This window comes from Pseudomonas sp. (assembly GCF_049301935.1).
GTDB lineage: Bacteria > Pseudomonadota > Gammaproteobacteria > Pseudomonadales > Pseudomonadaceae > Aquipseudomonas.
Window position 1 is genome coordinate 1 of sequence record NZ_JBAQLP010000082.1, and the last position, 23,840, is coordinate 23,840.

Genomic DNA, 23,840 nt, shown 5'->3' on the forward strand with positions numbered 1-23,840 from the left:
GGCCAGCTGGTCGCCCGCGAGATCGAGAAACACGGTGGCGTGGCCAAGGAATTCAACACCATCGCGGTCGACGACGGCATCGCCATGGGCCACGACGGCATGCTCTATTCGCTGCCGAGCCGCGAGATCATCGCCGACTCGGTCGAGTACATGGTCAACGCCCACTGTGCGGATGCCATCGTCTGCATCAGCAACTGCGACAAGATCACCCCCGGTATGCTGATGGCCGCCCTGCGCCTGAATATCCCGGCGATCTTCGTGTCCGGCGGGCCGATGGAAGCCGGCAAGACCAAGTTGGCCAGCCATGGCCTGGATCTGGTCGACGCCATGGTGATCGCCGCCGACGATACGGCCTCCGACGAGAAAGTCGCCGAATACGAGCGCAGCGCCTGCCCGACCTGTGGCAGTTGTTCCGGCATGTTCACCGCCAACTCGATGAACTGCCTGATGGAAGCCCTCGGCCTGGCCCTGCCGGGCAATGGCTCGACCCTGGCCACCCACAGCGACCGCGAGCAGCTGTTCCTGCAAGCTGGGCGCACCGTGGTCGAGCTGTGCAAACGCTACTACGGCGACAACGATGATTCGGTGCTGCCGCGCAATATCGCCAACTTCAAGGCGTTCGAAAACGCCATGAGCCTGGACATCGCCATGGGCGGCTCGACCAACACCATCCTGCACCTGCTGGCCGCCGCCCAGGAAGCCGAGATCGATTTCGACCTGCGCGATATCGACCGCCTGTCGCGCAAGGTGCCGCAGCTGTGCAAAGTCGCGCCGAACATCCAGAAGTACCATATGGAAGACGTCCATAGAGCGGGGGGCATCTTCTCTATCCTCGGCTCCCTGGCTAGAGGCGGCCTGCTGCACACCGACCTGCCGACCGTACACAGCAAGAGCATGGCCGAGGCCATCGCCAAGTGGGACATCACCCAGACCGCCGATGAAGCCGTGCACACCTTCTTCCGCGCCGGCCCGGCCGGTATCCCGACGCAGACCGCGTTCAGCCAGAGTACCCGCTGGGACACGGTGGATGACGACCGTGAAAACGGCTGCATCCGCAGCGTCGAGCATGCCTACTCGCAGGAAGGCGGCCTGGCGGTGCTGTACGGCAATATCGCCCTCGACGGCTGCGTGGTGAAGACCGCCGGCGTGGATGAGTCGATCCATGTGTTTGAAGGCAACGCGAAGATCTTCGAAAGCCAGGACAGTGCCGTGCGCGGCATCCTCGCCGACGAAGTGCAGGCCGGCGATATCGTCATCATCCGCTACGAAGGCCCGAAAGGCGGCCCGGGCATGCAGGAAATGCTCTATCCCACCAGCTACCTGAAGTCCAAAGGCCTGGGCAAAGCCTGCGCCCTGCTCACCGACGGCCGCTTCTCCGGCGGCACCTCGGGCCTGTCGATCGGCCATGCTTCACCGGAAGCCGCTGCCGGCGGCGCCATCGGCCTGGTGCGCGAAGGCGACAAGATTCTGATCGATATCCACCAGCGCACCATCAACCTGCTGGTCAGCGACGAAGAGATTGCTCACCGCCGCCACGAACAGGACAAGAAGGGCTGGAAGCCGGTGGAAAACCGTCCGCGCAAAGTCACCACCGCGCTGAAGGCCTACGCCCTGCTCGCCACCAGCGCCGACAAAGGCGCGGTACGCGACAAGGCGCTGCTGGAAAAACTGGTGCCGTAAGTCACTGGATGTAAGCAAAAGCCCGGTCCAGTGCCGGGCTTTTGCGTTTTCGTAGGGTACGCCGCGCGCACCGGGCACGATCTAACGCGGACCTTCAACTGACGCCCATATAGCGCCCGGCGCGGTGGTTGATCGCCAGCACCATATTCAGCGCCAGCGCGCCGAGGATCGACAGCGCCACCTTGTCCAGCGGCACGACCAGCACCGCGCCCAGCACGATCAGCACATCGATGCCCATCTGCACCTTGCCGGCGCGCAGGCCGAAGCGCTCCTGTAAATACAGCGCGAGGATATTCACCCCGCCGAGGCTGGCGCGGTGGCGGAACAGCATCAGCAGCCCCAGGCCCATGGCAAAGCCACCAAACAGCGCGGCATACACCACATTCAGGTGGGTGAAACCAATCCACTGCGGGGTCAATTCTGCCAATAGCGAGACCAGGCCCACCGCGCAGAAGGTACGCAGGGTAAAAGGCCAGCCCATGCGCCAGATGGCCAGGGCATAGAACGGCAGGTTGAGCAGAAAGAACACCAGCCCAAACGGCCAGCCGAGCAGGTATTTCATCAGAAAGGCCAGACCCACGGTGCCGCCGGTCAGCAAACCGGCCTGGCTGTAGAGGGTGATTCCCAACGCCACCATGGCCGTACCTAAAACCAGGGCCAGGCCGTCTTCCCAGAGTGGATGGCGAATAAAGATCGCGGCAATACGATCCGGCTCGGCGTGATCGGCATCAGCGTCATGCATGGGGAGCAACCTGCAGAGAGCAAACGGCAATAGACAGCGTAGCGGCCAGCATGGCATGGCATGGCTTAACCCTACGCAACAACGACGCGCAGAGTGGCATGCCATACCGGCGCCCGCCCTGGCGGAGATCAATGCAGCATGGAAAAACTCAGCCTGAATGGGCTATTTGCGATCCCACACCTCAAACACATAACCGGGGGTTTCCAGCCCTTCCGGGTGTTCGATGGCCGAGGAGAGATGCCAGTCGGCCTCGGCCATTTCGGGGAAGTGCGCATCACCCTGGGGGCTAATGCCGACGCGGGTCAGGTATAGACGGTCGGCCTGGGCCAGGCCCAACTCGTATAGCTGCGCACCGCCAATCAGCATCAGCTCTTCGGCGTCCTCTGCACGGGCCCAGGCGTCGGCACGTTTGAGCGCGGCGGCGAGGCTGGCGAACACTTCTGCGCCCTCCAGCTGCAAGCCGGGCTGGCGGCTGACCACCAGATTAAGCCGGCCCGGCAAAGGGCGGCCGAGGGAATCCCAGGTCTTGCGCCCCATGATGATCGGCTTACCCAGGGTCAGCGCCTTGAAGTGTTTGAGGTCCGCCGGCAGGTGCCAGGGCAGTTGGTTATCGCGACCAATCACGCGGTTTTCCGCGAGGGCAGCGATCAGGCAGAGCGGGAGGGAATTTTTCATAGGCGCGAGAATACCGGCTCCACCGCGATCATTGAAGCCTTCCATCCGTTCAGTCGGCCAAGCCACCCGGCTTTTTCCCGACCACACAATTGCGCCCCTGCTCCTTGGCCAGGTACAGGGCCACATCGGCCAGACGCAGGGCATCTTCGGGACCTTGATGGGGCTGCGGCGTCAGATAGGCCAATCCTATGCTGAGCGTCACCACCGGGGCGGCATCGGAATAGGCATGGGCCAGGCCCAGGGCTTCGATACCCCGGCGCAGGTTCTCCAGAATGGCCAGCATCTGCTCCTCGCTCAGGTTGTACCAGATACCGACAAACTCCTCGCCACCATAGCGCGCGGTGCAATCCAGCGGCCGCCGAGCATGTTCTCCAATCACCCGAGCCACCTGGCGCAAGGCCTCGTCACCGGCTGCGTGGCCATAGTGGTCGTTGTAACGCTTGAAGAAATCCACATCCATCATCACCACGCCCAGGGCCTGCTTTTCCCGTTGCGCCTGACGCCAGCTGCGTTCGGCGCGCTCGGTAAAGGCGCGCCGGTTGAGCAGCCCGGTAAGGAAATCCTTCTCGGCCAGGTCCTGCAGCAGGCCGTGGGCGAGAAAATTCTGCCTAGAGGAATACTCCAGGGAATAACAGCCGACCGAGCCGATGATGTTGGCCAGAGCCAGAAACAACGCATTGCTCAACAGCAACTCGCCCGCCAGGCCAAGGCTCATCTCCACGGCCAGGTAGGCGACAAAGGTCAGCCAGCCGCACAGCACGGCGGTGATAAAGCGCAGGCCGGTGAGGAAATAGAAGAACACCGTGACCAGAATGATGCCCTCATACGGCAGGGCAAAGTTGTGGTAACGCGCCAGGCCGATGACTCCGGCCACCGCCAACCCGCAGAATAGCGCCACAGTGCCGCCGATCAGTTGCAGGTGATCACGCAGCCCGCGCCGATAAGTCGCCACCCAGGCCAGCAGCAACAGCGGCTGCATCACCCCCAGACGCAGGGCGAGTATCTGACCGCGCAGCGGGTCCGGCAGATTGATCGCATCCAGTAACACAAACAACAGCGCCAGCAGCGTGGCCACCAACAGCGCCCAGCGCATGCGCCGCAGGAACACATTGGCGTGATAGCGCTTGAACGTCTGCTCCAGCTCATCGTCAAAGCTAAGCCCACGGAAGCCCCGCTGATGCTGACGCAGGTATGGCGAATCCTGATTGACCCAGTCCAGGTGCGGTAATTTCACGATGAATCTCGCTTTAATTCTTATGTGTTTAGAGACCGCTGAGGGCTACAGCCTGCTGTTAGCCTAGTAGGCCCGCACACTGGAGTAAACGTGCGCGCAGCTGTGCCATGCGCAGGCTACGCGTTTATGCTCTATTTACCACTCGCTAATGGAATACCGCGTGAGCCTTTTGGAAAACCCCACGCCCACCCGCCTGCGCCGCCTCTGGCTAGCTGAAACCATCCGCCTGCGCGAAGAACATGCCGGCCCGCTGGAGGACAGCGAAGCCAACCGCCGCGCCCAGGCCCAGGGCGGCGCACTCGGCGAACGTATCCAGACCCGCGCCTGGTTGCTGGGCGAACGCGACGGCCAGGTACAGGCGCTGCAGCACTGGCTGCAGGGCGCACGCCTGGCCGGGTTGCTGTTACTGCTGCTGGCCATCCTTAGCGGCAGCGGCCTGGCGGTGGCGGCCTTGGGCGATGGCCTGCGCCCGGTCAATGTGTTCTGGGCTTTGGGCAGCCTGCTCGGGCTGAATTTGCTCCTGCTGCTGGGCTGGGCGCTGGGCCTGCTGCTAAGCCGCGACAGCGCAGGCGCCCTCGGCCATCTGTGGTTATGGCTGAGCGCCAAGCTGGCCCGCGATGCCCAGGCCGCGCAACTGGCGCCCGCCCTGCTGCTGATGTTGCAACGCCAACGCCTCAGTCGTTGGGGCCTGGGCCTGCTGGTGCAGGGCTTCTGGCTGCTGACCCTGCTCACCGCGCTACTGACTCTGCTGGCTCTGCTGGCCACCCGCCGCTACGGCTTTGTCTGGGAAAGCACCCTGCTCGGCGGCAACAGTTTTATTGCCATGACCCAGGCCATCGGCAGTCTGCCAGCACTGCTCGGCTTCAGCCTGCCGGATGCCGAGCTGATCCGCGCCAGCGGCGACAGCGCCCTGGCCAACGAAAGCGCGCGACTGAGCTGGGCCGGCTGGCTGGTCGGCGTGCTGGTGGTGTACGGCGTGCTGCCGCGCCTGGGCCTGCTGCTGCTCTGCCTGTGGCGCTGGCGCCGGGGCTGCGCGGCGCTGAGCCTGGACCTCAGCCTGCCCGGCTACAGCCTGCTGCGTGAACGCCTACAACCGAGCAGTGAACGCCTTGGCGTATGCGATGCCGCCCCGACGCAGCTGCATCAGCCGCAGGCCGGCAATCTCGCCGAAGGCAGCCAAGGCGCGCTGCTGGTGGCCATCGAGCTGGACCCACAGCGCAGCTGGCCACCCGTTCTACCCAAGGGCATCGGCGATGCCGGGGTGATCGACAGCCGCGAGCAGCGCAACCAGCTGCTCGATCAGCTCAACCGCTTTCCCCCAGCGCGCCTGCTGATTGCCTGCGATCCGCGCCGCTCGCCGGACCGTGGCAGCCTGGCGCTGCTCGGCGAACTGGCGCGCAACGCAGCCGCCACACGGATCTGGCTGCTACCGCCACCACCCGGCGAAGCCCTCGACAGCGCCCGCCTGGGCGACTGGCACCGCGCGCTGGAACAACTGCAACTCAGCTACAGCGACAGTGCACCGTTCAGCTGGTTGGCGCATGGCCATGACTAAAGCCCTCAAGCTGGCCGTGGCCGGTCACACCAATGTCGGCAAGACCTCGCTGCTGCGCACCCTGACCCGCGACGTCGGCTTCGGCGAGGTGTCCCATCGCCCCAGCACCACCCGCCACGTCGAGGGCGCACGGCTGTCGGTGGACGGCGAGGCGCTACTGGAGCTGTACGACACCCCCGGCCTGGAAGATGCCATCGCCCTGCTGGATTATCTGGAACGCCTGGAGCGCCCCGGCGAACGCCTGGATGGCCCGGCGCGGCTGGCGCGCTTTCTCGACGGCAGCGAAGCGCGCCAGCGTTTCGAACAGGAAGCCAAGGTGCTGCGCCAGCTGCTGGCCTCGGACGCTGGCCTGTATGTCATCGATGCGCGCGAACCGGTGCTGGCCAAATACCGGGATGAGCTGGCCGTGCTGAGCATGTGCGGCCGACCGCTGCTGCCGGTGCTGAATTTTGTCGCCGGGCATAACCATCGCGAAGATGACTGGCGCGCTGCCCTGGCTCGTCTGGGCCTGCATGCGCTGGTGTGCTTCGACAGCGTGGCGCCGCCGCTGGATGGCGAACGGCGCCTGTATGACAGCCTGGCGCTGCTGCAGGAAAAAGCCCGCCCGCAGCTGCAACGGCTGATTGACGATCACCTGGCGCAGCGCCAATTGCGCAAAAGCAGTGGCGCGCGGCTGATCGCCGAGCTGCTCCTGGACTGCGCCGCCTGCCGGCGTAGCGTGGCGGCGCAAGCGGTACTGGAACAGGGCGCCATCCGCGATCTGCACCAGGCCATTCGCCAGCGCGAACAACGCTGCGTGGAAGCCCTGCTGCGCCTGTACGCCTTCCGCCAGGACGACGCCAAAGCCGGCGACCTGCCCTTGCTCGACGGGCGCTGGGGCGATGACCTGTTCAACCCGGAAACCCTCAAGCAGCTGGGCATCAATATCGGCGGCGGGATGGCGGCAGGCGCAGCCACCGGCGTCGGCGTTGACTTGCTGGTCGGCGGCATCACCCTCGGCGCGGCAGCACTGATCGGCGCCGTGCTTGGCGGCAGCGCACAGACCCTGCGCGGCTATGGCGCGCGACTGAAAGGCAAACTCAAGGGCCAGCGCGAGCTGACCGTGGACGACGCCGTGCTGCGCCTGCTCGCCCTGCGTCAGCAGTTGCTGCTGCAAGCGCTGGAAGCCCGCGGCCACGCCGCCGTCGAAGCCATCAGCCTGAGCACGCCGCAAGACGCCAGCTGGCGCGCAGGCAAACTGCCGGACGCCCTGCACAAGGCCCGCGCCCACCCCAAGTGGTCATCGCTTAACCCCGGCGCGCAGCTGGAAGATGGCGAACGCCAGGAGCAGGTGCAGCGGTTGGCGGCGGAGTTGCTCTAATCGCTCAAAGCGCCGCGGCTAAAGCGAAGCGCCGCCCGACCCTCCCACTGGCAGATGACCGTCACTGCCGGAGAGGCTTTAACAGCGACGGAATTTAAGACCACCACCAGCCGTGCCCGGCAATACACAAAGCACAGTAGAATCAGCGCCATTATCTAGCCCCCCCTTTAAGGATCAGCAGTGGAACACCAGGACCTTTTCAAAAAGCACAGCGACTTTATCTGGGATATCGCCAACCTGCTGCGCGGCCCTTACCGCCCGCCACAATACCGCCGCGTGATGATTCCGCTGACCGTGCTGCGCCGTTTGGACTGCGTGCTGGAGGCCAGTAAGAACAAGGTACTGGCCGAGTACAAACTGCTGAAGACCACCGACAAGTTCGATGATGAACTGATCGAGAAAATGATCTGCCGCAAGTTCGACCTGAACTTCTACAACACCAGCGAATTCACCTTCAAAACCCTGCTGGCCGACCCCAACAACCTGGCGCGCAACCTGGGCAATTACCTCGCAGGGTTCTCCAACAAAGCGCGCAAAATCCTCGATAAATTCAACTTCGAGGTCGAGATCGAAAAACTCGAAGACGCCAATCGCCTGTTTGAGGTGATCAAGGCCGTCGCCGCCATCGACCTGCATCCAGGCCGAGTGCCGAACATGGCCATGGGTTACATCTTTGAAGACCTGGTGCGACGTTTCAACGAACAGGCCAACGAGGAGGCCGGGGATCACTTCACCCCGCGTGAAGTGATCAAGCTGATGGTCAACCTGCTGTTCAACGGCCAGGAAGACGTCTACACCGCCGGTAAGGTGATCCGCATCTACGACCCCACCTGCGGCACCGGCGGCATGCTCTCGGAGTCGGAAAAGCACATCCTCGCGGAAAACCCGCGCGCCCATGTCGAACTCTACGGCCAGGAATACAACCCCGAGTCCTTCGCCATCTGCGGCTCCGACCTGATGATCAAGGGCGAGAACACCAACCAGATCATGTTCGGCGACACCCTCGGCACCGGCCGCAGCAAGGAAGGCGTGGTGGATGGCGATGGCCACCCTGGCGAAACCTTCCACTATATGCTGGCCAACCCGCCGTTCGGCGTGGAATGGAAACCCGAGCAGGACTACGTGACCCAGGAACACAACAAGCTCGGCTTTAACGGTCGCTTCGGTGCAGGCCTGCCGCGCATCAACGACGGTGCCCTGCTGTTTCTGCAGCATATGCTCAGCAAGCGCGTGCCCAGCGAGATCGAAGGCGGCAACACGGGTGAAGGTTCGCGCATTGCCGTGGTGTTTAACGGCTCGCCCTTGTTTACCGGCGACGCTGGCAGCGGTGAAAGCAATATCCGCCGCTGGATCATCGAGAACGACTGGCTGGAGGCCGTGGTCGGCCTGCCCGACCAGCTGTTCTATAACACCGGCATCTCCACCTATATCTGGATTGTCACCAACCGCAAAAGCGCGCAGCGCAAAGGCAAGGTGCAGCTAATCAACGCCAGCGACTTCGCCTGGAAGATGAAGAAGAGCCTGGGCGACAAACGCAAAAAGCTAGGCGAAGGCGAGACCGAAAACGGCAGCTTTGAGCCCAACCATATCGACGCCCTAACCCGCATCCACGGCGCGTTCCAGCACGAGCAGCGCCTGCGCATCAATGAGATCCAGACCAATATCGAGCCGGACCGCAAGAAGAAGCGCGATCAGGACAAGAGCGTGTTGGTCAGCAAGGTCTTCGACAACCGCGACTTCGGCTACCTGAAGATCACCGTCGAGCGCCCGCTGCGGCTTAACTTCGCCGTGACCGATACGCGTATTGAGCAGGTCAAGGAAGGCAGTTTCTTTACCAACCTGGCGAGCAGCAAAAAGCGCAAAGACCTGGCCGGCAGCGCCGCCGAAATCGCCGCAGGCCAGGCCCAACAAGCGGAAATACTCGCCATCCTCGAAGGGCTCCAGCCACAGTTCGCCGCTGGCGAGCTGATCCGCAACCGCGACCAATTCGAAGCCCTGCTTAAACGCGCCTTCAAAGGTAGCGCTATCGGCTGGAGCACACCACTGAAAAAGGCCCTGCTCAGCAAAGGCGCCCTCGGCGAACAAGACCCCGAGGCGGATATCTGCCTGGACGCCAAAGGCAACCCCGAGCCAGATGCCGACCTGCGCGATAGCGAGAATGTCAGCCTACCCGCCGATAGTCCGCTGCCACTGCCGCTGGACTACGAAAGCAACGCCAACAAGGGCAAGGTGGATAAAAGCGCGCTGCTTAAACGGGTACGCCAGCACTGCCAGGACTACCTGGCCCGCGAAGTGCTGCCCTACCGCCCGGACGCCTGGATCGACTTCGACAAGACCAAGGTCGGCTACGAAATCCCCTTTAACCGCCACTTTTACCAATACGAGCCCCCGCGCCCGCTGGCCGAGATCGAGGCCGAGATTAAAACGCTGGAAGGCGAGATTATGGCCATGCTGAGTGAGGTGGTTTGATGGGGTATAGGGCGTATGCGGAATACAAGGAGTCGGGGGTTGAGTGGTTTAGAGCCATTCCATCTGATTGGACAGTCCACCGACTAAAGATGGTTGCTAGCGAGCCACTAAAATACGGTGCCAACGAAGCAGCTGACCTAGAAGACCCTAGCCTACCTCGGTTTATCCGCATCACTGACGTGAACAACGACGGTAGCCTGAATCCCGACACCTTTAGATCCTTGCCCGAGAAAACCGCAGAGCCTTACTTGCTCGAAGATGGCGATATTTTGCTGGCAAGAAGTGGGGCAACTGTCGGTAAGTCCTTTATCTATTCGCCAGAGTGGGGAAAAGCTGCGTATGCAGGCTATTTAATTCGCTTGCGCACCGACAAGCATATTCTGCATAAACGGTTTGCCTATTATTTTTTCCAGTCGTCGCCCTATTGGGCAAATATCAACTCAGAGCTAATACAAGCAACCATCCAAAATTTTAGCGCCGAAAAATATTCGACTGTCTGTATACCGACCCCCGACTTGAACGATCAAGTCGTTATCACGCAATTTCTCGACCATAAAACCGCACAAATCGACCGCCTGATCGACAAGAAGAAAGAGCTAATCGAAAAGCTCCAAGAACAACGCACCACTGTAATTACTCATGCTGTGACCAAAGGATTAGACAGCAACTCAGCATTGAAAACAACTAGATCACTCGGCAATATCCCTGCTCACTGGGGCGAACATCCCATAAAGTTCGGATTAAGCATCCCTATAAGTGACGGCCCACATGAAACTCCGGAAATATTAAGTGAAGGAATCCCATTTCTGTCGGCAGAAGCAGTTAAGGATGATGCACTAGACTTCGAAAAGAAGCGGGGATTTATATCATTAGAAAATCAAAACCGTTACTCAAAAAAATACAAGCCCCTGCTCGGCGATATATATATGGTCAAATCCGGAGCCACCACAGGTAATATTGCACGAGTAGAAACAACAGAGGAATTCAACATCTGGTCACCTCTCGCGGCCTTACGTCCAAATAAGAATATAGTGACCAGCGATTTTATTTTTTACTTCATGAAGTCAGAACCATTCAACCGCTCCGTAGAGCTCGGCTGGAACTATGGAACGCAACAAAATATTGGCATGAACGTCATTTCAAACTTAAGAATTGCCGTCCCCCCAATTCCAGAACAAGAGTCAATAAATGCCTATCTGAAAAGCAAAACAACAAAAATTGATGCAATGCTCATAAAAACCGAAGACGCTATTGAGCGTCTTCAAGAATATCGCACGACCCTAATCACCGCCGCTGTTACCGGCCAGATTGATGTGCGCGCCACTGACATCAAGGAATAGATATGGCGGTAGATTCCAACCAATATTTTAACGGTCTACGCTCATATTTAAGCGACAAATATCAAGTAATTAAACGCGACAATGGAAGGATAATTCTTGAAGAAAAAATATTCTTGCCAGGCGAGGAAAAGCCAAAAACTTACACTGTAAGGCTTGGCTTTGAAGGGGATGTAATAGTGGTTCGTCTTGACAGAAAGAACCAACAAGGCAACTCAGATCCACTCTTTCATTTCCTTGATGATGAGTCTAAACCTTGGGCAAAAAAATGTGATTTTGTTGTGTTCAATCTTATCAAAGGCCGCATCTGCATCTACTGCTTAGAATTTAAGTCTGCCTCGCTCCCTGACAGTTTAGCTGACCAACTAAACTCTAGCGCGGCCTGGTGCAGAGCAATGCATAGCGTAATAAAGCTCTACACAAACAAATCAAAGCAAATGACACTTAAGAAATTTGTTTTCTCCAGCATGAATGACCCATCCAGATTCCTAGACAGCAAGAAATACATTAAGCGAGACCATACAATTCGCCACTATCACTATGACGAGTTAACTGGATTGAGCCTTGAGGACCTGCAGAATGAAAACCCAGATATCATTCGCTAATAAAAGGGCACGCTAATGCAAGTCGAACAGTTCACTTCAGGGCACTGGCTGCAGCAGTACCAGTACAAAAGCTTTTCGCCGACGCCGATCAACTGCGAATGGCAGTGGCTCGACCCGCAGCTTAATACCCTGCTGGAGCGTGCCTCGCGGGCGTTGGCGGAGCTGAATGCGTTGTCGCTGATGGTGCCGGACGTGGATCTGTTTATTCGCATGCATATCGCCAAAGAGGCCAACACCTCCAGCCGCATCGAGGGCACCCAGACGCAGATGGACGAAGCCCTGATGCGCAAGGAGCAAGTAGCGCCGGAGAAACGCGATGACTGGCAGGAAGTGCAGAACTATATCGAGGCGATCAATACCGCCGTCGAGGACCTCAAGCAGTTGCCGCTGTCCATCCGCGTGCTCAAGCAGACCCATGCAGTACTGATGCAGGGCGTGCGCGGCGACCACAAGATGCCGGGGGACTTTCGCACCTCGCAGAACTGGATCGGCGGCAGCAACCTGAATAACGCAGTGTTTGTGCCGCCGCACCCTGCCGAGGTGCCAGAGCTGATGGGCGATCTGGAGAAGTTCTGGCACAACGAGCAGGTATTGGTGCCGGATCTGATCCGCATTGCCCTGAGCCATTACCAGTTCGAGACCATTCACCCCTTCCTCGATGGCAACGGCCGGATCGGCCGCCTGCTGATCACCCTGTATCTGGTTGACAAAGGCCTGCTGCACAAGCCGGCGCTGTACCTGTCGGACTTTTTCGAGCGCAACCGCGGGGCCTATTACGACGCCCTGACCGTGGTGCGCAGTTCCAACGACCTGCTGCACTGGTTGCGCTTCTTCCTCACCGCCGTGGTGGAAACCGCCACCAGCAGCAAGAACACCTTTATGGCCATCATGACCCTGCGCCATGAGGTGGAGCACCAGATTCTGACCCTGGGCAAGCGCGCGGAAAACGCCAAGAAGCTGCTGCTGCACCTCTACCAGCGGCCCATGGTCAGCATTGGCGACGTCTCGGAGATACTCGACGTGACGCATCCGAGCGCTGCCGCCCTGGTGAAACAACTCGAAAGCCTGGACATCCTGGTGGAAACCACCGGCTATGGCCGCAACCGGCTCTACCTGTTTCACCGCTATTTCGATCTGTTTATGGCCTAAACACCCTGACTGGCTTACACACAGAAATCCATATGTAAGATTTACCACTCATACCTTACATATGCACTTATATATGTAAGGTATGACCGTACAACCTTACACATAAAAAGCGCTATGTAAGAAAGCGCCCTATACGCTCACAGAGAAGCTCACAGAAGGACCTACCGTGGCCAAGAAGCACAGCGAAGCGCAGTTTGAAGAAGCCATCGTGCACTCCCTGTTGCACGAGGGTGGGCTAAGCCAGGGCCACAGCCAGGATTATGACCCCGCCCGCGCCCTGGAGCCCGCCAGCGTGCTGAGCTTTATTCAGCGCAGCCAACCCAAGAGCTGGCAGGCGCTGCAGGCTATCCAGGGCGAAGGCGCTGGCACCCTGGTGCTCGACAGCCTGTGCAAGGAGCTGGACACCAAGGGCATGCTCAAGGTGCTGCGCCATGGCTTCAAGTGCTACGGCAAGCTGCTGCGGGTGGCCTTCTTCGCGCCGAGCAATGGCCTTAACCCCGACACCCTGGCGCTCTACGGGCTGAACCGTGTGTCGGTGACCCGCCAGCTGTACTTCTCTGAGAAAGACAACAAGTCGCTGGATCTGGTGTTGTTTATCAATGGCCTGCCGCTGGTGACCGCCGAGCTAAAGCACGCGCTGGCCGGGCAAACGGTTGAAGAGGCCAAGTTGCAGTACAAAACCCAGCGCGACGCCCAGGAGAAGTTGTTCGAGTTTAAAAAACGCGCCCTGGTGCATTTTGCCGTGGACCAGGACCTGGCCTTTATGACCACCCGCCTGTCCGGTGGCAAGACGGTGTTTTTGCCGTTTAACCTCGGGTGCCCGATTACCCCGACGGAAACCGGGGCCGGCAACCCCCCGGCCGCAGACGGCGGTTACCGCACCAGCTACCTGTGGCGCGAGGTGTGGCAGCGCGACAGCCTGCTGGATATCGTCGGCCAGTTTATGCACCTGCAGGTGGAAGAAAAACGCATCGTGGTGGACGGGGCGATCAAGAAGATCCGCAAAGAAACTATGATCTTCCCGCGCTACCACCAACTCAACGCTGTGCGCCGGTTGATCGCGCACAGCCGCCAGCATGGCAGCGGGCATAACTATTTAGTGGAGCACTCGGCCGGCTCGGGTAAATCCAACTCCATCGCCTGGCTCGCGCATCGGTTGTCCAGCTTGCACAACGCGGGCGATGGCAAGGTGTTCGATTCGGTCGTGGTGATCACCGACCGCCGCGTACTCGACCAGCAGTTGCAAGACACCATCTACCAGTTCGAGCACAAGCAGGGGGTGGTGCAGAAGATCGACGAGGACACCAAGCAACTGGTGCAGGCGCTAGCCGGCGGTACGCCGATTATCATCACCACGCTGCAGAAGTTCCCCTTTGTTAACGAGACGCTGGCCAAGCTCAACCAGCAGGGCAACCCCAATACCCTGGCGATCAGCTCCCAGGGCAAGCGTTATGCGGTGATCATCGACGAGGCGCACAGTTCGCAATCGGGCGAAACGGCGATGGACATGAAGTACGTGCTCAACCAGCACGGCATCGAGGAAGCCGCCGCGCAGTACCGCGCCGACAACCCCGACGAGGAAAACGACGGCGTGCTGCGCGAGATGATCAAGCGCGGCCGGCAAGCCAACATCAGCTTTTATGCCTTTACCGCCACGCCCAAGTACAAAACCAAGCATGTGTTCGACGAGCCGGGGCCGAGTGGCACCTCGCCGTTCCATAAGTACGGTATGCGCCAGGCCATTGAGGAGCGCTTTATTCTCGACGTGTTGGCGCACTACACCACCTACCAGACCTACTACAAGCTGACCCAATCCGCCGCCAACGATCCGCAGGTGCAGCGCAAGAAAGCCGCACTGGCCCTGGCGCGTTTCCTGACCCTGAACGCACACAACATCAACCAGAAGACCGAGGTGATGGTCGAGCACTTCCGCACCCACGTGCGGCACAAGATAGGGCAACGCGCCAAGGCCATGGTGGTGACCGAGTCACGCCTACACGCGGTGCGCTACAAACTGGCCTTCGATGCCTATATCGCCAGCAAGGGCTACACCGATGTGTGCTCACTGGTGGCGTTTTCCGGCAGCGTGGAAGACCCAGACTTTACGGACAAGACCTACACCGAAGTGAGCATGAACGGCGGCATCTCCGAACGCGAGCTGCCGGAAGCCTTCGCCGGCGAGGAGTACCGCGTATTGCTGGTGGCCGAGAAGTACCAGACCGGCTTCGATCAGCCGCTGTTGCACACCATGTATGTGGACAAGAAGCTTGCCGGCATTCAGGCGGTGCAAACGCTGTCACGCCTCAACCGCATGGCGGCGGGCAAGGAAGACACCTTTGTGCTGGATTTTCGTAACAAGCCCGAGGAAATCTTCAAGGCCTTCAAACCCTATTACGGCGAGACGCCCGTTGATGCACTGACCGACCCGCAGCATCTGTACCGCCTGCAGCACCAGATCGAGGAACTGCAACTGATCTACGCCGATGAGGTGCGTGATTACTGCGCGCTGTACTTCGCCGGCAAGCGCAAGGAGAGCGTGCACGACCAGGCCAGGATGAATGGCATCCTCGATCTGGCGGTGGAGCGTTTCAAGCAGTTAGACGAAGAAGAGCAGCTGGAATGCAAGGGGCTGCTGGTCAACTTCCGCAACTTATACGGCTTTCTCTCGCAGGTGATGCCCTACCAGGACTCCGAGCTGGAGCGCCTGTACACCTATCTGCGCTTCCTGCTGACCAAACTGCCGCGCGATGCCAGCGGACCGGGCTATCAGATCGACGACGAGGTCACCCTGGAGTACTACCGGCTGCAGAAGATCAGTGAAGGCAGCATCGACCTGACCCAAGGCGAAGCCCTTGCCCTGAAAGGCCCCAGCGATGTCGGCACCGGCCGGCCAGGCGATGAGGAAGTGCCATTGTCGGAACTGGTCAGGGCGCTGAACGAGCGCTTTGGCACCAACTTCACCGAGGCGGACCAGCTGTTCTTCGACCAGATCGAAGCAGAAGCAATTGCCAATGAGGACCTGGAAAAGGCGGTCAACGCCAACTCGCTAGAAGACTTCGGCTACGTATTCCGTAAGGCCTTTGAGGGGCTGGTGATCGATCGTATGGAAGGCAACGAGGAAATCTTCACCCGCATCATGGCTGATGGCGACTTCCGCGACCTGGCTGCAGACAACCTGCTGCGCAAGGTTTATAGAGCACTGCGCAAGTAATGCGACGTCTGTGGAGCCCCTTCCTGGGTTAAGCCTACGGCTAACCCAGGCTACGAACTTGAAGACAGTGAACGCCAGGAGCAGGTGCAGCGGTTGGCGGCGGAGTTGCTCTAGCTTTAAGACATCGCGGCCCATGGCCGCGATTAACGATCAGACCGCGACAGGCGCCGGGATATGCGGATGCGCCTGATAGCCGAGCAGCTCGAAGTCCTCGAACGTGAACGCCAACAGGTCCTTCACCTCGGGGTTGAGCTTCATCACCGGCAGCGGATACGGCTCGCGGCTCAGCTGCAGGTCGGCCTGCTCGATATGGTTGGCGTACAGGTGGCAGTCGCCGCCGGTCCAGATAAAGTCACCCGGCTGCAGGTCGCAGACCTGGGCGACCATCAGGGTCAGCAGGGCATAGCTGGCGATATTGAACGGCACGCCGAGGAAGATATCCGCCGAGCGCTGGTACAGCTGGCAGCTGAGCTTGCCGTCGGCCACGTAGAACTGAAACAGCGCGTGGCACGGCGGCAGGGCCATCTGCTCGACCAGTGCCGGGTTCCAGGCGGAGACGATCAGGCGGCGCGAGTCCGGGTTCTTCTTGATCATCGCGATCAGCTTGCTGATCTGGTCGATCGACTCGCCATTGGGCGCCGGCCAACTACGCCACTGGTAGCCATAGACCGGGCCGAGGTCGCCGTTTTCATCGGCCCACTCGTCCCAGATGCGTACGCCGTTGTCCTTCAGGTACTGGATATTGGTGTCGCCCGCAAGGAACCACAGCAGCTCGTGAATGATCGACTTCAGGTGGCACTTCTTGGTGGTCACCAGGGGAAAGCCCTCGGCCAGGTCGAAGCGCATCTGATAACCAAACACACTACGGGTACCAGTACCAGTGCGGTCACTTTTGATGGTGCCCTTGTAAAGGACATGAGTCATCAGATCGAGGTACTGCTTCATAGAAAGCCTTTGGGACGAAGGAAGGTTGAGGCGGGGCGGAACTATAAGAGTCCCAGCCCTACCGTTCAATTATCCTTCGTCAGATTAGGCTAAATCACGAACGTTTGTATGCCCAAATAATCAGGCCCAGACCGCCAAGCACCATCGGCACGCAGAGCACCTGGCCCATGGTCAGCCAGCCGCCCGCCAGGTAACCGAGCTGGGCATCCGGCACACGGACGAATTCGACGATAAAGCGGAACACCCCGTAGCAGGCGGCGAACATGCCGGACACCGCCATGGTCGGCCGCGGCTTGCGCGAGTAGAACCAGAGGATGGTGAACAGCGCCACGCCTTCCAGGGCGAACTGGTACAGCTGCGAGGGATGGCGCGCCAGTTGCTCGGGGTCGGTGGGGAAGACCATCGCCCAGGGCAGATCGCTGGCCTTGCCCCACAGCTCGGCATTGATAAAGTTGCCGATACGCCCGGCGCCCAGGCCGATCGGTACCAGCGGCGCGATAAAGTCCATCAGTTCGAAGAAGCTCTTGTTGTTGCGCTTGCCGAACCACCAGGTGGCCAGCATCACGCCGATCAGCCCGCCGTGGAACGACATGCCACCCTCCCAGATGCGCAGCATGCGCACCGGCTCGGCGATATAGGCGGCCAAATCGTAGAACAGCACATAACCCAGGCGACCACCGAGAATCACCCCCATGGCGACCCAGAACACCAGGTCGGAGAGCTTCTCTTTATTCCAGGTTGGCGCAAAGGCGTTGACCCGGCGCGAGGCCAGCCACCAGGCGCCGCCAATGCCGATCAGGTACATCAGGCCGTACCAATGAATTTTCAGCGGGCCAAGGGCCAGTGCAACCGGGTCGATCTGCGGGTAAGGCAGCATCAAAAACTCCTTAGATCAGGAAACTCACGCCCACTACCAAGAGCAGCAGGGCAAACAGACGCTTGAGCAGGCGCGGCGACAGTTTGTGCGCCAGGCGCGCGCCGAAGCGGGCAAAAAACATACTGGTGATGGCGATACCCAGCAGCGCCGGCAAGTAGACAAAGCCCAGGCTCCACTCCGGCAGCGCGGGTTTATCCCAGCCCAGCCAGATAAAGCTCAGGGCACTGGCCAACGCAATCGGCAGACCGCAGGCCGAAGACGTGGCCACCGCCTGCTGCATGGGTACGCTGCGCCAGGACAGGAACGGCACCGTCAGCGAACCGCCGCCAATCCCGAAAATAGCCGAAGCCCAGCCAATCACACCACCGGCCAGGGTCAGTGCCGGCTTGCCTGGGACAGTGCGACTGGCTTTGGGTTTCAGCTCCAGGGCCATCTGCACGGCGATAATGATCGCGAATACGCCGATGATCTTCTGCAGCAGCGGCCCCTGAATCGCCGCAGCAGTCATCGCGCCCAGCCCGGCGCCAAGCAGAATCCCCAGGGTCATCCAGGCAAAGACCGGCCACAGCACAGCGCCCTTGCGATGGTGTTCGAGCACGGAGTTGATCGAGGTAAAGATGATGGTCGCCAGCGAGGTTCCCACCGCCAGATGAGTCATGACCGCAGGGTCAAAACCTTGAGCGGTAAAACTCAGCAACAACACCGGCACGATGATAATGCCGCCCCCTACACCGAACAGTCCGGCTAATACTCCAGCCGCAGCCCCTAAGGCCAAATACAGCAGCAGTTCCATCGGCACCCCCGCAAACAATCCGGCATGGTAACGGATGCACAGGGCCAGACTCTAGTTTGGGCGATGGATGTACGTCCGGGCTTTGCGTAAAGTGCCCCTATCGCCTGTGGAATAGACCAGCATGCGCCCGACCCTGTACCTGAAGCTGAGCTGTAACCAGATGCACCTGACGCACCTGCAAAGTGGCCGCACTCTGCACCTGCAGGCGGATCCGGTGTTCAGCAACCAACGCCTGCTGGTGGCGGATTTTGCCGCGGCGCAGCAACTGTTGCAGCGCGGCATTGATGAAATCCTGCCCAAACGCTTGCTGCGTCTGAGCCGGCCACCGCAGCTGCTGATTCAACCGCTGGAGCGCCTGGAGGGCGGCCTGTCGCAAGTCGAGGAGCGCATTCTGCTTGAACTTGGCCTCGGCTGCGGCGCGCGCAAGGTGCGCCTGCACCTGGGCAATGAACTGGACCATGCCGGCGTGCTGGCCAAGTTAAGGGGCTAATTCATGTGCCTAATCGTTCTGGCCTGGCGACCGGGCCATGCCCAGCCGCTGTTGCTGGCAGCCAACCGCGATGAGTTCTATGAACGCCCCAGCCAACCCCTGGCCGAATGGCCCGATGCACCGGGGCTGTTTGCCGGACGCGACCTGCAGGCCGGCGGCACCTGGCTGGGCGTCGGCCCCGGCGGGCGCTTTGCCGCCCTGACCAATATTCGCGCCCCTGGCCAGACGCAGGGCAGTCGCTCACGGGGCGAGCTGCCGGCGGCCTTCCTCACCGGCAGCCACAGCATCGAAGCGTTTCTGCATGACCTGCACGAACAGCGCCGCCATTACAGCGGCTTTAACCTGCTGCTCGGTGACAGCCAGCAACTCTGGCATTTCAACTCCCTGGCGGGACGCGCCAGGCCCTTGGCCGAAGGCCTGCACGGCCTGTCGAATGCCGACCTGGACACCCCCTGGCCCAAGCTGCAGCGGGCCAAACAGGCCATCGGCCAAGCACTGCACGCGCCACACCCCGACGCCCTACTTGCGCTGCTGGCCGACCCGCACCAGGCGCCGGACGAGCAACTGCCGCAAACCGGCATCGGCCTGACCGGCGAACGCCTGCTCTCCAGCGTGTTTATTGCCAGCGCCACCTATGGCACGCGCGCCAGCAGCGCCTTGATCATCAATGCCGACGGCAGCCGCGTGCTGGCCGAGCGCAGCTTCGGCAGTAATGGCAGCTATTTGGGTGAGGTTGTTGTGCATTGCTGAGTGCCGCTTAGCAGGCTGTTGAAAAACTACCTGCGTTGCCATTGCGGCGTTAAAAACAGGCTCACAGCTGAAGGCTGAACGTGCTTTAGCGCGGCCCCGAAGGGGTGAGCGAAGCGAATCAAATGCTCATTTACCGCACGTAAACTGCGCTTTTTCGCCGTTTTGACCAGCCGGAGGCTGTTACTAACGTAGCGCCTTGCACGGCTGCCTCGCCAACGCTTTTCAACGGCCTGCTAGTGGCGGCGGGCAGGCTCGCTGAATTCATCCAGGGTAAACAGCGGCGAGGCAATCGTCGGATCGTCGGCATCCGCCACCAACAGCGGCCGGCCATCGGCCTGGAAGGCCAGCCCCTCGATCTTCACCACCGGCGCCAAGCGGCTCAGCTCGACGATGCTCAGCTGTGCATCCAGCCGCCCCAGCACGCTGCCGACGCAGGCGCCGTCCAGGTAGCTGGAATCGGTGGCCTCCGCCGTCGCCGTGAAATACAGCGCGCCACTGGGCGTCACGCTGAGGTCGGTGAGGCTTAACGGCACGCCGTCCAGTTCGGGCAATGGCAGCGGCACAATGCGCTGCAGCGCGGCGGCGCTTAGCTGTCCATCCTGCAGATCGCGCAGCACCTGGGGCAAGTCGAGCAGCACCAGGGCATTTTCCCGACCACGGCCATTGCCGCGTTGCGCCAGCAGCAACTGCTCGCGATAGACCACGCCGCCTTCGATATTCAGGTCCTGCAAGTGTCCCGCGAGCGCTTGGTACAAGGGGCCGAGGTCGATCACCCGCACGCTGCCCGTTTCAACCAGGCAAGCGCGACAGCGGCGCTTGGTCGAGCCCGACCCCAGCGCCAGCAGGCGCTCGCCCGGCAATGACAGCAGTGCCTCGAAGTCGGCTTTAAGGCGTTTGCGCAGTTTGGCATCAGCGGGCAACTCGCCGGGCAGCAAGATCAGCTCGGCCTGCCAGGCACCATTTAGGTTGTAGCGTTGCAGCACCAGCGCATCGTCGGCCAGCAGCCACAGGCTCTGGCCCTGACACACCAGCGCACTGGCCGCAGACAGGCGCAGGGTGGCCAGTTGGCGCAATTGCAGAGGGTGATCGGCGAGGTTCAGCATAAGCGGCGTGCGCTCACGCCTGGATATCCGACGCCGGATTGATCATGCGGCCCAGGCCGAGGTTGCGCAGGGCCAGTTGCAGGGTGCTGTGGATCACCTGCGGGCTGTCGATGCTCATGATCTGCGCCAGCAACTCCTGGGCCTTGCCCAGGCTGATCTGGCGCAGCAACCACTTCACCTTGGGCAGGTTGGTGGCGTTCATCGACAGGCCATCGAAACCCATGGCCATAAGCAATACGGCGCACGCCGGGTCACCGGCCATCTCACCGCAGATGCTCACCGGCTTGCCTTCAGCATGCGCACCATCGACCACGATACGCAGCGCCTGCAGCACGGCCGGGTGGAGGAAGTCGTAGAGATCGGCGACGCGCGGGTTGTTACGGTCCACCGCCAAGAGATATTGGGTCAGGTCATTTGAGCCGACCGAGAGGAAATCCACTTGGCGTGCAAGCTCGCGCACCTGATAGACCGCCGCAGGAATCTCGATCATCACGCCGACCGGTGGCAGCGGCACATCGGTGCCTTCGTCGCGCACCTCGCCCCAGGCGCGGTGAATCAGGTGCAGGGCTTCTTCCAGCTCCTGAATCCCGGAAATCATCGGCAGCAGGATGCGCAGGTTGTTCAGCCCTTCACTTGCCTTGAGCATGGCGCGGGTCTGCACCAGGAAGATTTCCGGGTGATCGAGGGTCACGCGGATGCCGCGCCAGCCGAGGAAGGGGTTGTCTTCTTTGATCGGGAAATAGCTCAGCGCCTTGTCGCCGCCGATATCCAGGCTGCGCATGGTCACCGGCAGCGGGTGGAAGGCGGCGAGCTGCTCGCGGTAGATCGCCAGCTGCTCCTTCTCGCTGGGGAAGCGCTCCTTGATCATAAAGGGCACTTCGGTGCGGTACAGACCCACACCTTCGGCACCGCGCTCCTGGGCGCGCTTTACATCGGCAAGCAGGCCGGTGTTGACCCACAGCGGCATGCGGTGGCCGTCGAGGGTTTCGCACGGCAAGGCGCGCAGCGCGTCGAGGCCCTGAGCCAGCTGGCGCTCTTCCTCGACCACTTCGGCGTATTGCTTGCGCAACACTTCACTGGGGTTGGTGAAGACTTCACCGTGGTAGCCGTCGACGATCAGCTGAATGCCGTCGATCTTCGAGTACGGCAGGTCGACCACACCCATCACCGTGGGAATGCCCATGGCTCGGGCAAAGATCGCCACGTGCGAGTTGCCCGAGCCCTGCACCGACACCAGGCCGACCAGCTTGCCTTCCGGCACCTCACCGAGCATCGCTGGCGACAGCTCTTCGCTGACCAGAATACAGTTGTCCGGGTACACCAGGGTCTGCTGGCGCGCCTGCTGCAGATAGGCCAGCAGGCGCCGACCGAGGTCTTTGACGTCGCTGGCGCGCTCGCGCAGGTAGGCGTCGTCCATCAACTCGAACCGATTGATATGCTCGCCAATCACCTGGCGCAGTGCGCCCTGGGCCCACTGACCGGTGCGGATGACCTTGACCACCTCGTTACCCAGGGCGGCGTCTTCCAGCATCATCAGGTACACGTCAAACAGCGCGCGCTCTTCGGGGCGCAGCTGGGTGGCCATCTTCGCCGACAGCGCGCGCATGTCACTGCGCACGCCTTCCAGGGCGCTATTGAACAGGGTCAGCTCGGCGGCGATGTCGTCGACGGTCTTATCCGGCACCACTTCCAGATCGGCCGGCGGCAACACCACCACCGCCGTGCCCACGGCCGCGCCAGGCGAGCCCGGCACGCCGATGAACTTGGCTTCCTGAATGCCCTTGCCCTGGCGGCCCAGGCCACGAATCGAGCCGGTGGCCTCGGCGTGGGCGATAACTCCGGCGAGCTGCGCGCTCATGGTCACCAGGAAGGCTTCTTCGCCCTCGTCGAACTGGCGCTGTTCTTTCTGCTGGATGACCAATACACCCATCACCTTGCGGTGGTGAATGATCGGCGCCCCGAGGAAGGAGGCGTAACGTTCCTCGCCGGTCTCGGCAAAGTAGCGGTAGCGCGGGTGTTCGGAGGCGTGTTCGAGGTTGAGCGGTTCCTCGCGGGTACCGACCAGGCCGACCAGGCCCTCGTTGGGCGCCATGCTGACCTTGCCGATGGCTTTCTTGTTCAAGCCCTCGGTGGCCATCAGCACAAAGCGGTTGCTTTCCGGGTCGAGCAGGTAGACCGAGCAGACCTGGCTACCCATGGCCTCGCGCACCCGCTGCACGATAATGCCCAGCGCCGCCTTGAGGTCCTTGGCGGCGTTTACTTCCTGGACAATCTTGCGCAGCGTATTGAGCATGGCTGGGTTCTAGCCTGTGTCAGTCGCGCGCCAACAGGCGCGGAGCGAGTTCCTTGAGGGCGCGACGGTAAACCTCGCGCTTGAATGTCACCACCTGGCCCAGCGGGTACCAGTAACTGACCCAGCGCCAGCCGTCGAACTCGGGCTTACCGGTCAGGTCCATGCGCACCCGATCTTCTGCGCCCGTTAGACGCAGGAGGAACCATTTCTGTTTCTGCCCGATACACAGCGGTTGGCTGTGCGTGCGCACCAGGCGCTGAGGCAGACGATAACGCAACCAGCCCCGGGTGCAGGCGAGAATCTTCACATCCTGCTGCTCCAGGCCTACTTCTTCATTCAATTCGCGGTACAGCGCTTCTTCCGGCGACTCATGGTCATTGATCCCGCCTTGCGGGAACTGCCAGGCGTCCTGGTTTATCCGACGCGCCCAGAGCACCTGGCCGACATCATTGGTCAGAATGATGCCGACATTGGGGCGAAAACCATCAGGATCGATCACGGCGCACAACCTCGTAAACGCATGTTCCGGCATTGTTCCACAAAGGCCGCGGCAGCAGCAACGCGAGCGGGAC

19 protein-coding genes are annotated in these 23,840 nt (G+C 60.9%); 10 read left to right on the forward strand and 9 right to left on the reverse strand.

What is annotated here, in order from left to right:
* Positions 1-1,680 (forward strand): dihydroxy-acid dehydratase (gene ilvD, locus WA145_RS11755; RefSeq protein WP_422581750.1); only part of this gene is annotated, 1,680 nt, incomplete at its 5' end.
* Between the two features lie 94 nt (positions 1,681-1,774).
* Here ilvD and WA145_RS11760 read toward each other — a convergent pair.
* The 3 genes from WA145_RS11760 to WA145_RS11770 all read right to left on the reverse strand — a co-directional run bounded on the left by WA145_RS11760 (position 1,775) and on the right by WA145_RS11770 (position 4,331).
* Positions 1,775-2,422, reverse strand: coding sequence for a YitT family protein (locus WA145_RS11760; protein ID WP_422581751.1), 648 nt, complete (start codon positions 2,420-2,422; stop codon positions 1,775-1,777).
* A 162-nt stretch (positions 2,423-2,584) separates the two neighbouring features.
* Positions 2,585-3,097 (reverse strand): dihydrofolate reductase, encoded by a 513-nt coding sequence (locus WA145_RS11765; protein ID WP_422581752.1) that lies wholly within the window; start codon positions 3,095-3,097, stop codon positions 2,585-2,587.
* Positions 3,098-3,146: 49 nt separating this feature from the next.
* Positions 3,147-4,331, reverse strand: a complete 1,185-nt coding sequence (locus WA145_RS11770) for a diguanylate cyclase (RefSeq protein WP_422581753.1) — start codon at positions 4,329-4,331, stop codon at positions 3,147-3,149.
* 169 nt (positions 4,332-4,500) lie between these two features.
* Between WA145_RS11770 and WA145_RS11775 the strand changes: the two genes are divergently transcribed.
* From WA145_RS11775 to WA145_RS11805, 7 genes are all read left to right on the forward strand, one after another.
* Positions 4,501-5,886, forward strand: coding sequence for a DUF2868 domain-containing protein (locus WA145_RS11775; RefSeq protein ID WP_422581773.1), 1,386 nt, complete (start codon positions 4,501-4,503; stop codon positions 5,884-5,886).
* Positions 5,879-7,246: a GTPase/DUF3482 domain-containing protein gene (locus WA145_RS11780; RefSeq protein WP_422581754.1), complete on the forward strand. Its 1,368-nt coding sequence runs from the start codon at positions 5,879-5,881 to the stop codon at positions 7,244-7,246. Before WA145_RS11775 ends, WA145_RS11780 begins: the two co-directional genes overlap by 8 nt.
* Positions 7,247-7,426: 180 nt before the next feature.
* Complete coding sequence (locus WA145_RS11785) at positions 7,427-9,715, forward strand: type I restriction-modification system subunit M (RefSeq protein WP_422581755.1); 2,289 nt, start codon at positions 7,427-7,429, stop codon at positions 9,713-9,715.
* Positions 9,715-11,055, forward strand: coding sequence for a restriction endonuclease subunit S (locus WA145_RS11790; RefSeq protein ID WP_422581756.1), 1,341 nt, complete (start codon positions 9,715-9,717; stop codon positions 11,053-11,055). The genes WA145_RS11785 and WA145_RS11790 overlap by 1 nt, the downstream gene beginning before the upstream one ends.
* Before the next feature lie 2 nt (positions 11,056-11,057).
* Positions 11,058-11,657 carry a hypothetical protein gene (locus WA145_RS11795; protein WP_422581757.1) on the forward strand — a complete coding sequence of 200 codons (600 nt, stop codon included), beginning with the start codon at positions 11,058-11,060 and terminating at the stop codon, positions 11,655-11,657.
* 15 nt (positions 11,658-11,672) lie between these two features.
* Positions 11,673-12,806, forward strand: coding sequence for a Fic family protein (locus WA145_RS11800; protein ID WP_422581758.1), 1,134 nt, complete (start codon positions 11,673-11,675; stop codon positions 12,804-12,806).
* A 166-nt stretch (positions 12,807-12,972) separates the two neighbouring features.
* The gene (locus WA145_RS11805) at positions 12,973-16,017 is read left to right on the forward strand and encodes a type I restriction endonuclease subunit R (protein WP_422581759.1); all 3,045 of its coding nucleotides are present in this window, start codon (positions 12,973-12,975) and stop codon (positions 16,015-16,017) included.
* A gap of 150 nt (positions 16,018-16,167) precedes the next feature.
* On the opposite strand, the gene WA145_RS11810 is transcribed toward WA145_RS11805, so the two are convergent.
* The 3 genes from WA145_RS11810 to WA145_RS11820 all read right to left on the reverse strand — a co-directional run bounded on the left by WA145_RS11810 (position 16,168) and on the right by WA145_RS11820 (position 18,632).
* On the reverse strand, positions 16,168-16,962 hold the full coding sequence (locus WA145_RS11810; RefSeq protein WP_422581760.1) for a thymidylate synthase: 795 nt from the start codon (positions 16,960-16,962) through the stop codon (positions 16,168-16,170).
* Positions 16,963-17,056: 94 nt separating this feature from the next.
* Positions 17,057-17,839, reverse strand: a complete 783-nt coding sequence (gene lgt, locus WA145_RS11815) for a prolipoprotein diacylglyceryl transferase (protein ID WP_422581761.1) — start codon at positions 17,837-17,839, stop codon at positions 17,057-17,059.
* A gap of 10 nt (positions 17,840-17,849) precedes the next feature.
* On the reverse strand, positions 17,850-18,632 hold the full coding sequence (locus WA145_RS11820; protein ID WP_422581762.1) for a sulfite exporter TauE/SafE family protein: 783 nt from the start codon (positions 18,630-18,632) through the stop codon (positions 17,850-17,852).
* A gap of 121 nt (positions 18,633-18,753) precedes the next feature.
* On the opposite strand from WA145_RS11820, the gene WA145_RS11825 reads away from it, so the two are divergent.
* Together WA145_RS11825 and WA145_RS11830 are read left to right on the forward strand one after the other, a co-directional pair.
* A complete protein-coding gene (locus WA145_RS11825) occupies positions 18,754-19,122 on the forward strand; it encodes a hypothetical protein (protein WP_422581763.1) in 369 nt (122 codons plus the stop codon).
* Positions 19,123-19,125: 3 nt separating this feature from the next.
* Positions 19,126-19,872 (forward strand): NRDE family protein, encoded by a 747-nt coding sequence (locus WA145_RS11830; protein WP_422581764.1) that lies wholly within the window; start codon positions 19,126-19,128, stop codon positions 19,870-19,872.
* Between the two features lie 233 nt (positions 19,873-20,105).
* Here WA145_RS11830 and WA145_RS11835 read toward each other — a convergent pair whose 3' ends face one another.
* Genes WA145_RS11835 through WA145_RS11845 form a run of 3 tightly spaced genes read right to left on the reverse strand, consistent with a single transcriptional unit; the run spans position 20,106 to position 23,767 of the window.
* A complete protein-coding gene (locus tag WA145_RS11835; protein WP_422581765.1) occupies positions 20,106-20,975 on the reverse strand; it encodes a DUF6929 family protein in 870 nt (289 codons plus the stop codon).
* Between the two features lie 13 nt (positions 20,976-20,988).
* On the reverse strand, positions 20,989-23,268 hold the full coding sequence (ptsP, locus tag WA145_RS11840; RefSeq protein ID WP_422581766.1) for a phosphoenolpyruvate--protein phosphotransferase: 2,280 nt from the start codon (positions 23,266-23,268) through the stop codon (positions 20,989-20,991).
* A 19-nt stretch (positions 23,269-23,287) separates the two neighbouring features.
* A complete protein-coding gene (locus tag WA145_RS11845; protein WP_108487934.1) occupies positions 23,288-23,767 on the reverse strand; it encodes an RNA pyrophosphohydrolase in 480 nt (159 codons plus the stop codon).
* Positions 23,768-23,840 lie beyond the last annotated feature (73 nt).

Bases quoted from the DNA above. Each gene is read 5' to 3' on its own strand.
- WA145_RS11760 (WP_422581751.1), bottom strand. From the start codon at position 2,422: ATGCATGACGCTGATGCCGATCACGCCGAGCCGGATCGTATTGCCGCG.
- WA145_RS11765 (WP_422581752.1), bottom strand. From the start codon at position 3,097: ATGAAAAATTCCCTCCCGCTCTGCCTGATCGCTGCCCTCGCGGAAAAC.
- WA145_RS11780 (WP_422581754.1), top strand. From the start codon at position 5,879: ATGACTAAAGCCCTCAAGCTGGCCGTGGCCGGTCACACCAATGTCGGC.
- WA145_RS11790 (WP_422581756.1), top strand. From the start codon at position 9,715: ATGGGGTATAGGGCGTATGCGGAATACAAGGAGTCGGGGGTTGAGTGG.
- WA145_RS11795 (WP_422581757.1), top strand. From the start codon at position 11,058: ATGGCGGTAGATTCCAACCAATATTTTAACGGTCTACGCTCATATTTA.
- WA145_RS11800 (WP_422581758.1), top strand. From the start codon at position 11,673: ATGCAAGTCGAACAGTTCACTTCAGGGCACTGGCTGCAGCAGTACCAG.
- WA145_RS11810 (WP_422581760.1), bottom strand. From the start codon at position 16,962: ATGAAGCAGTACCTCGATCTGATGACTCATGTCCTTTACAAGGGCACC.
- lgt (WP_422581761.1), bottom strand. From the start codon at position 17,839: ATGCTGCCTTACCCGCAGATCGACCCGGTTGCACTGGCCCTTGGCCCG.
- WA145_RS11820 (WP_422581762.1), bottom strand. From the start codon at position 18,632: ATGGAACTGCTGCTGTATTTGGCCTTAGGGGCTGCGGCTGGAGTATTA.
- WA145_RS11825 (WP_422581763.1), top strand. From the start codon at position 18,754: ATGCGCCCGACCCTGTACCTGAAGCTGAGCTGTAACCAGATGCACCTG.
- WA145_RS11830 (WP_422581764.1), top strand. From the start codon at position 19,126: ATGTGCCTAATCGTTCTGGCCTGGCGACCGGGCCATGCCCAGCCGCTG.
- WA145_RS11835 (WP_422581765.1), bottom strand. From the start codon at position 20,975: ATGCTGAACCTCGCCGATCACCCTCTGCAATTGCGCCAACTGGCCACC.
- ptsP (WP_422581766.1), bottom strand. From the start codon at position 23,268: ATGCTCAATACGCTGCGCAAGATTGTCCAGGAAGTAAACGCCGCCAAG.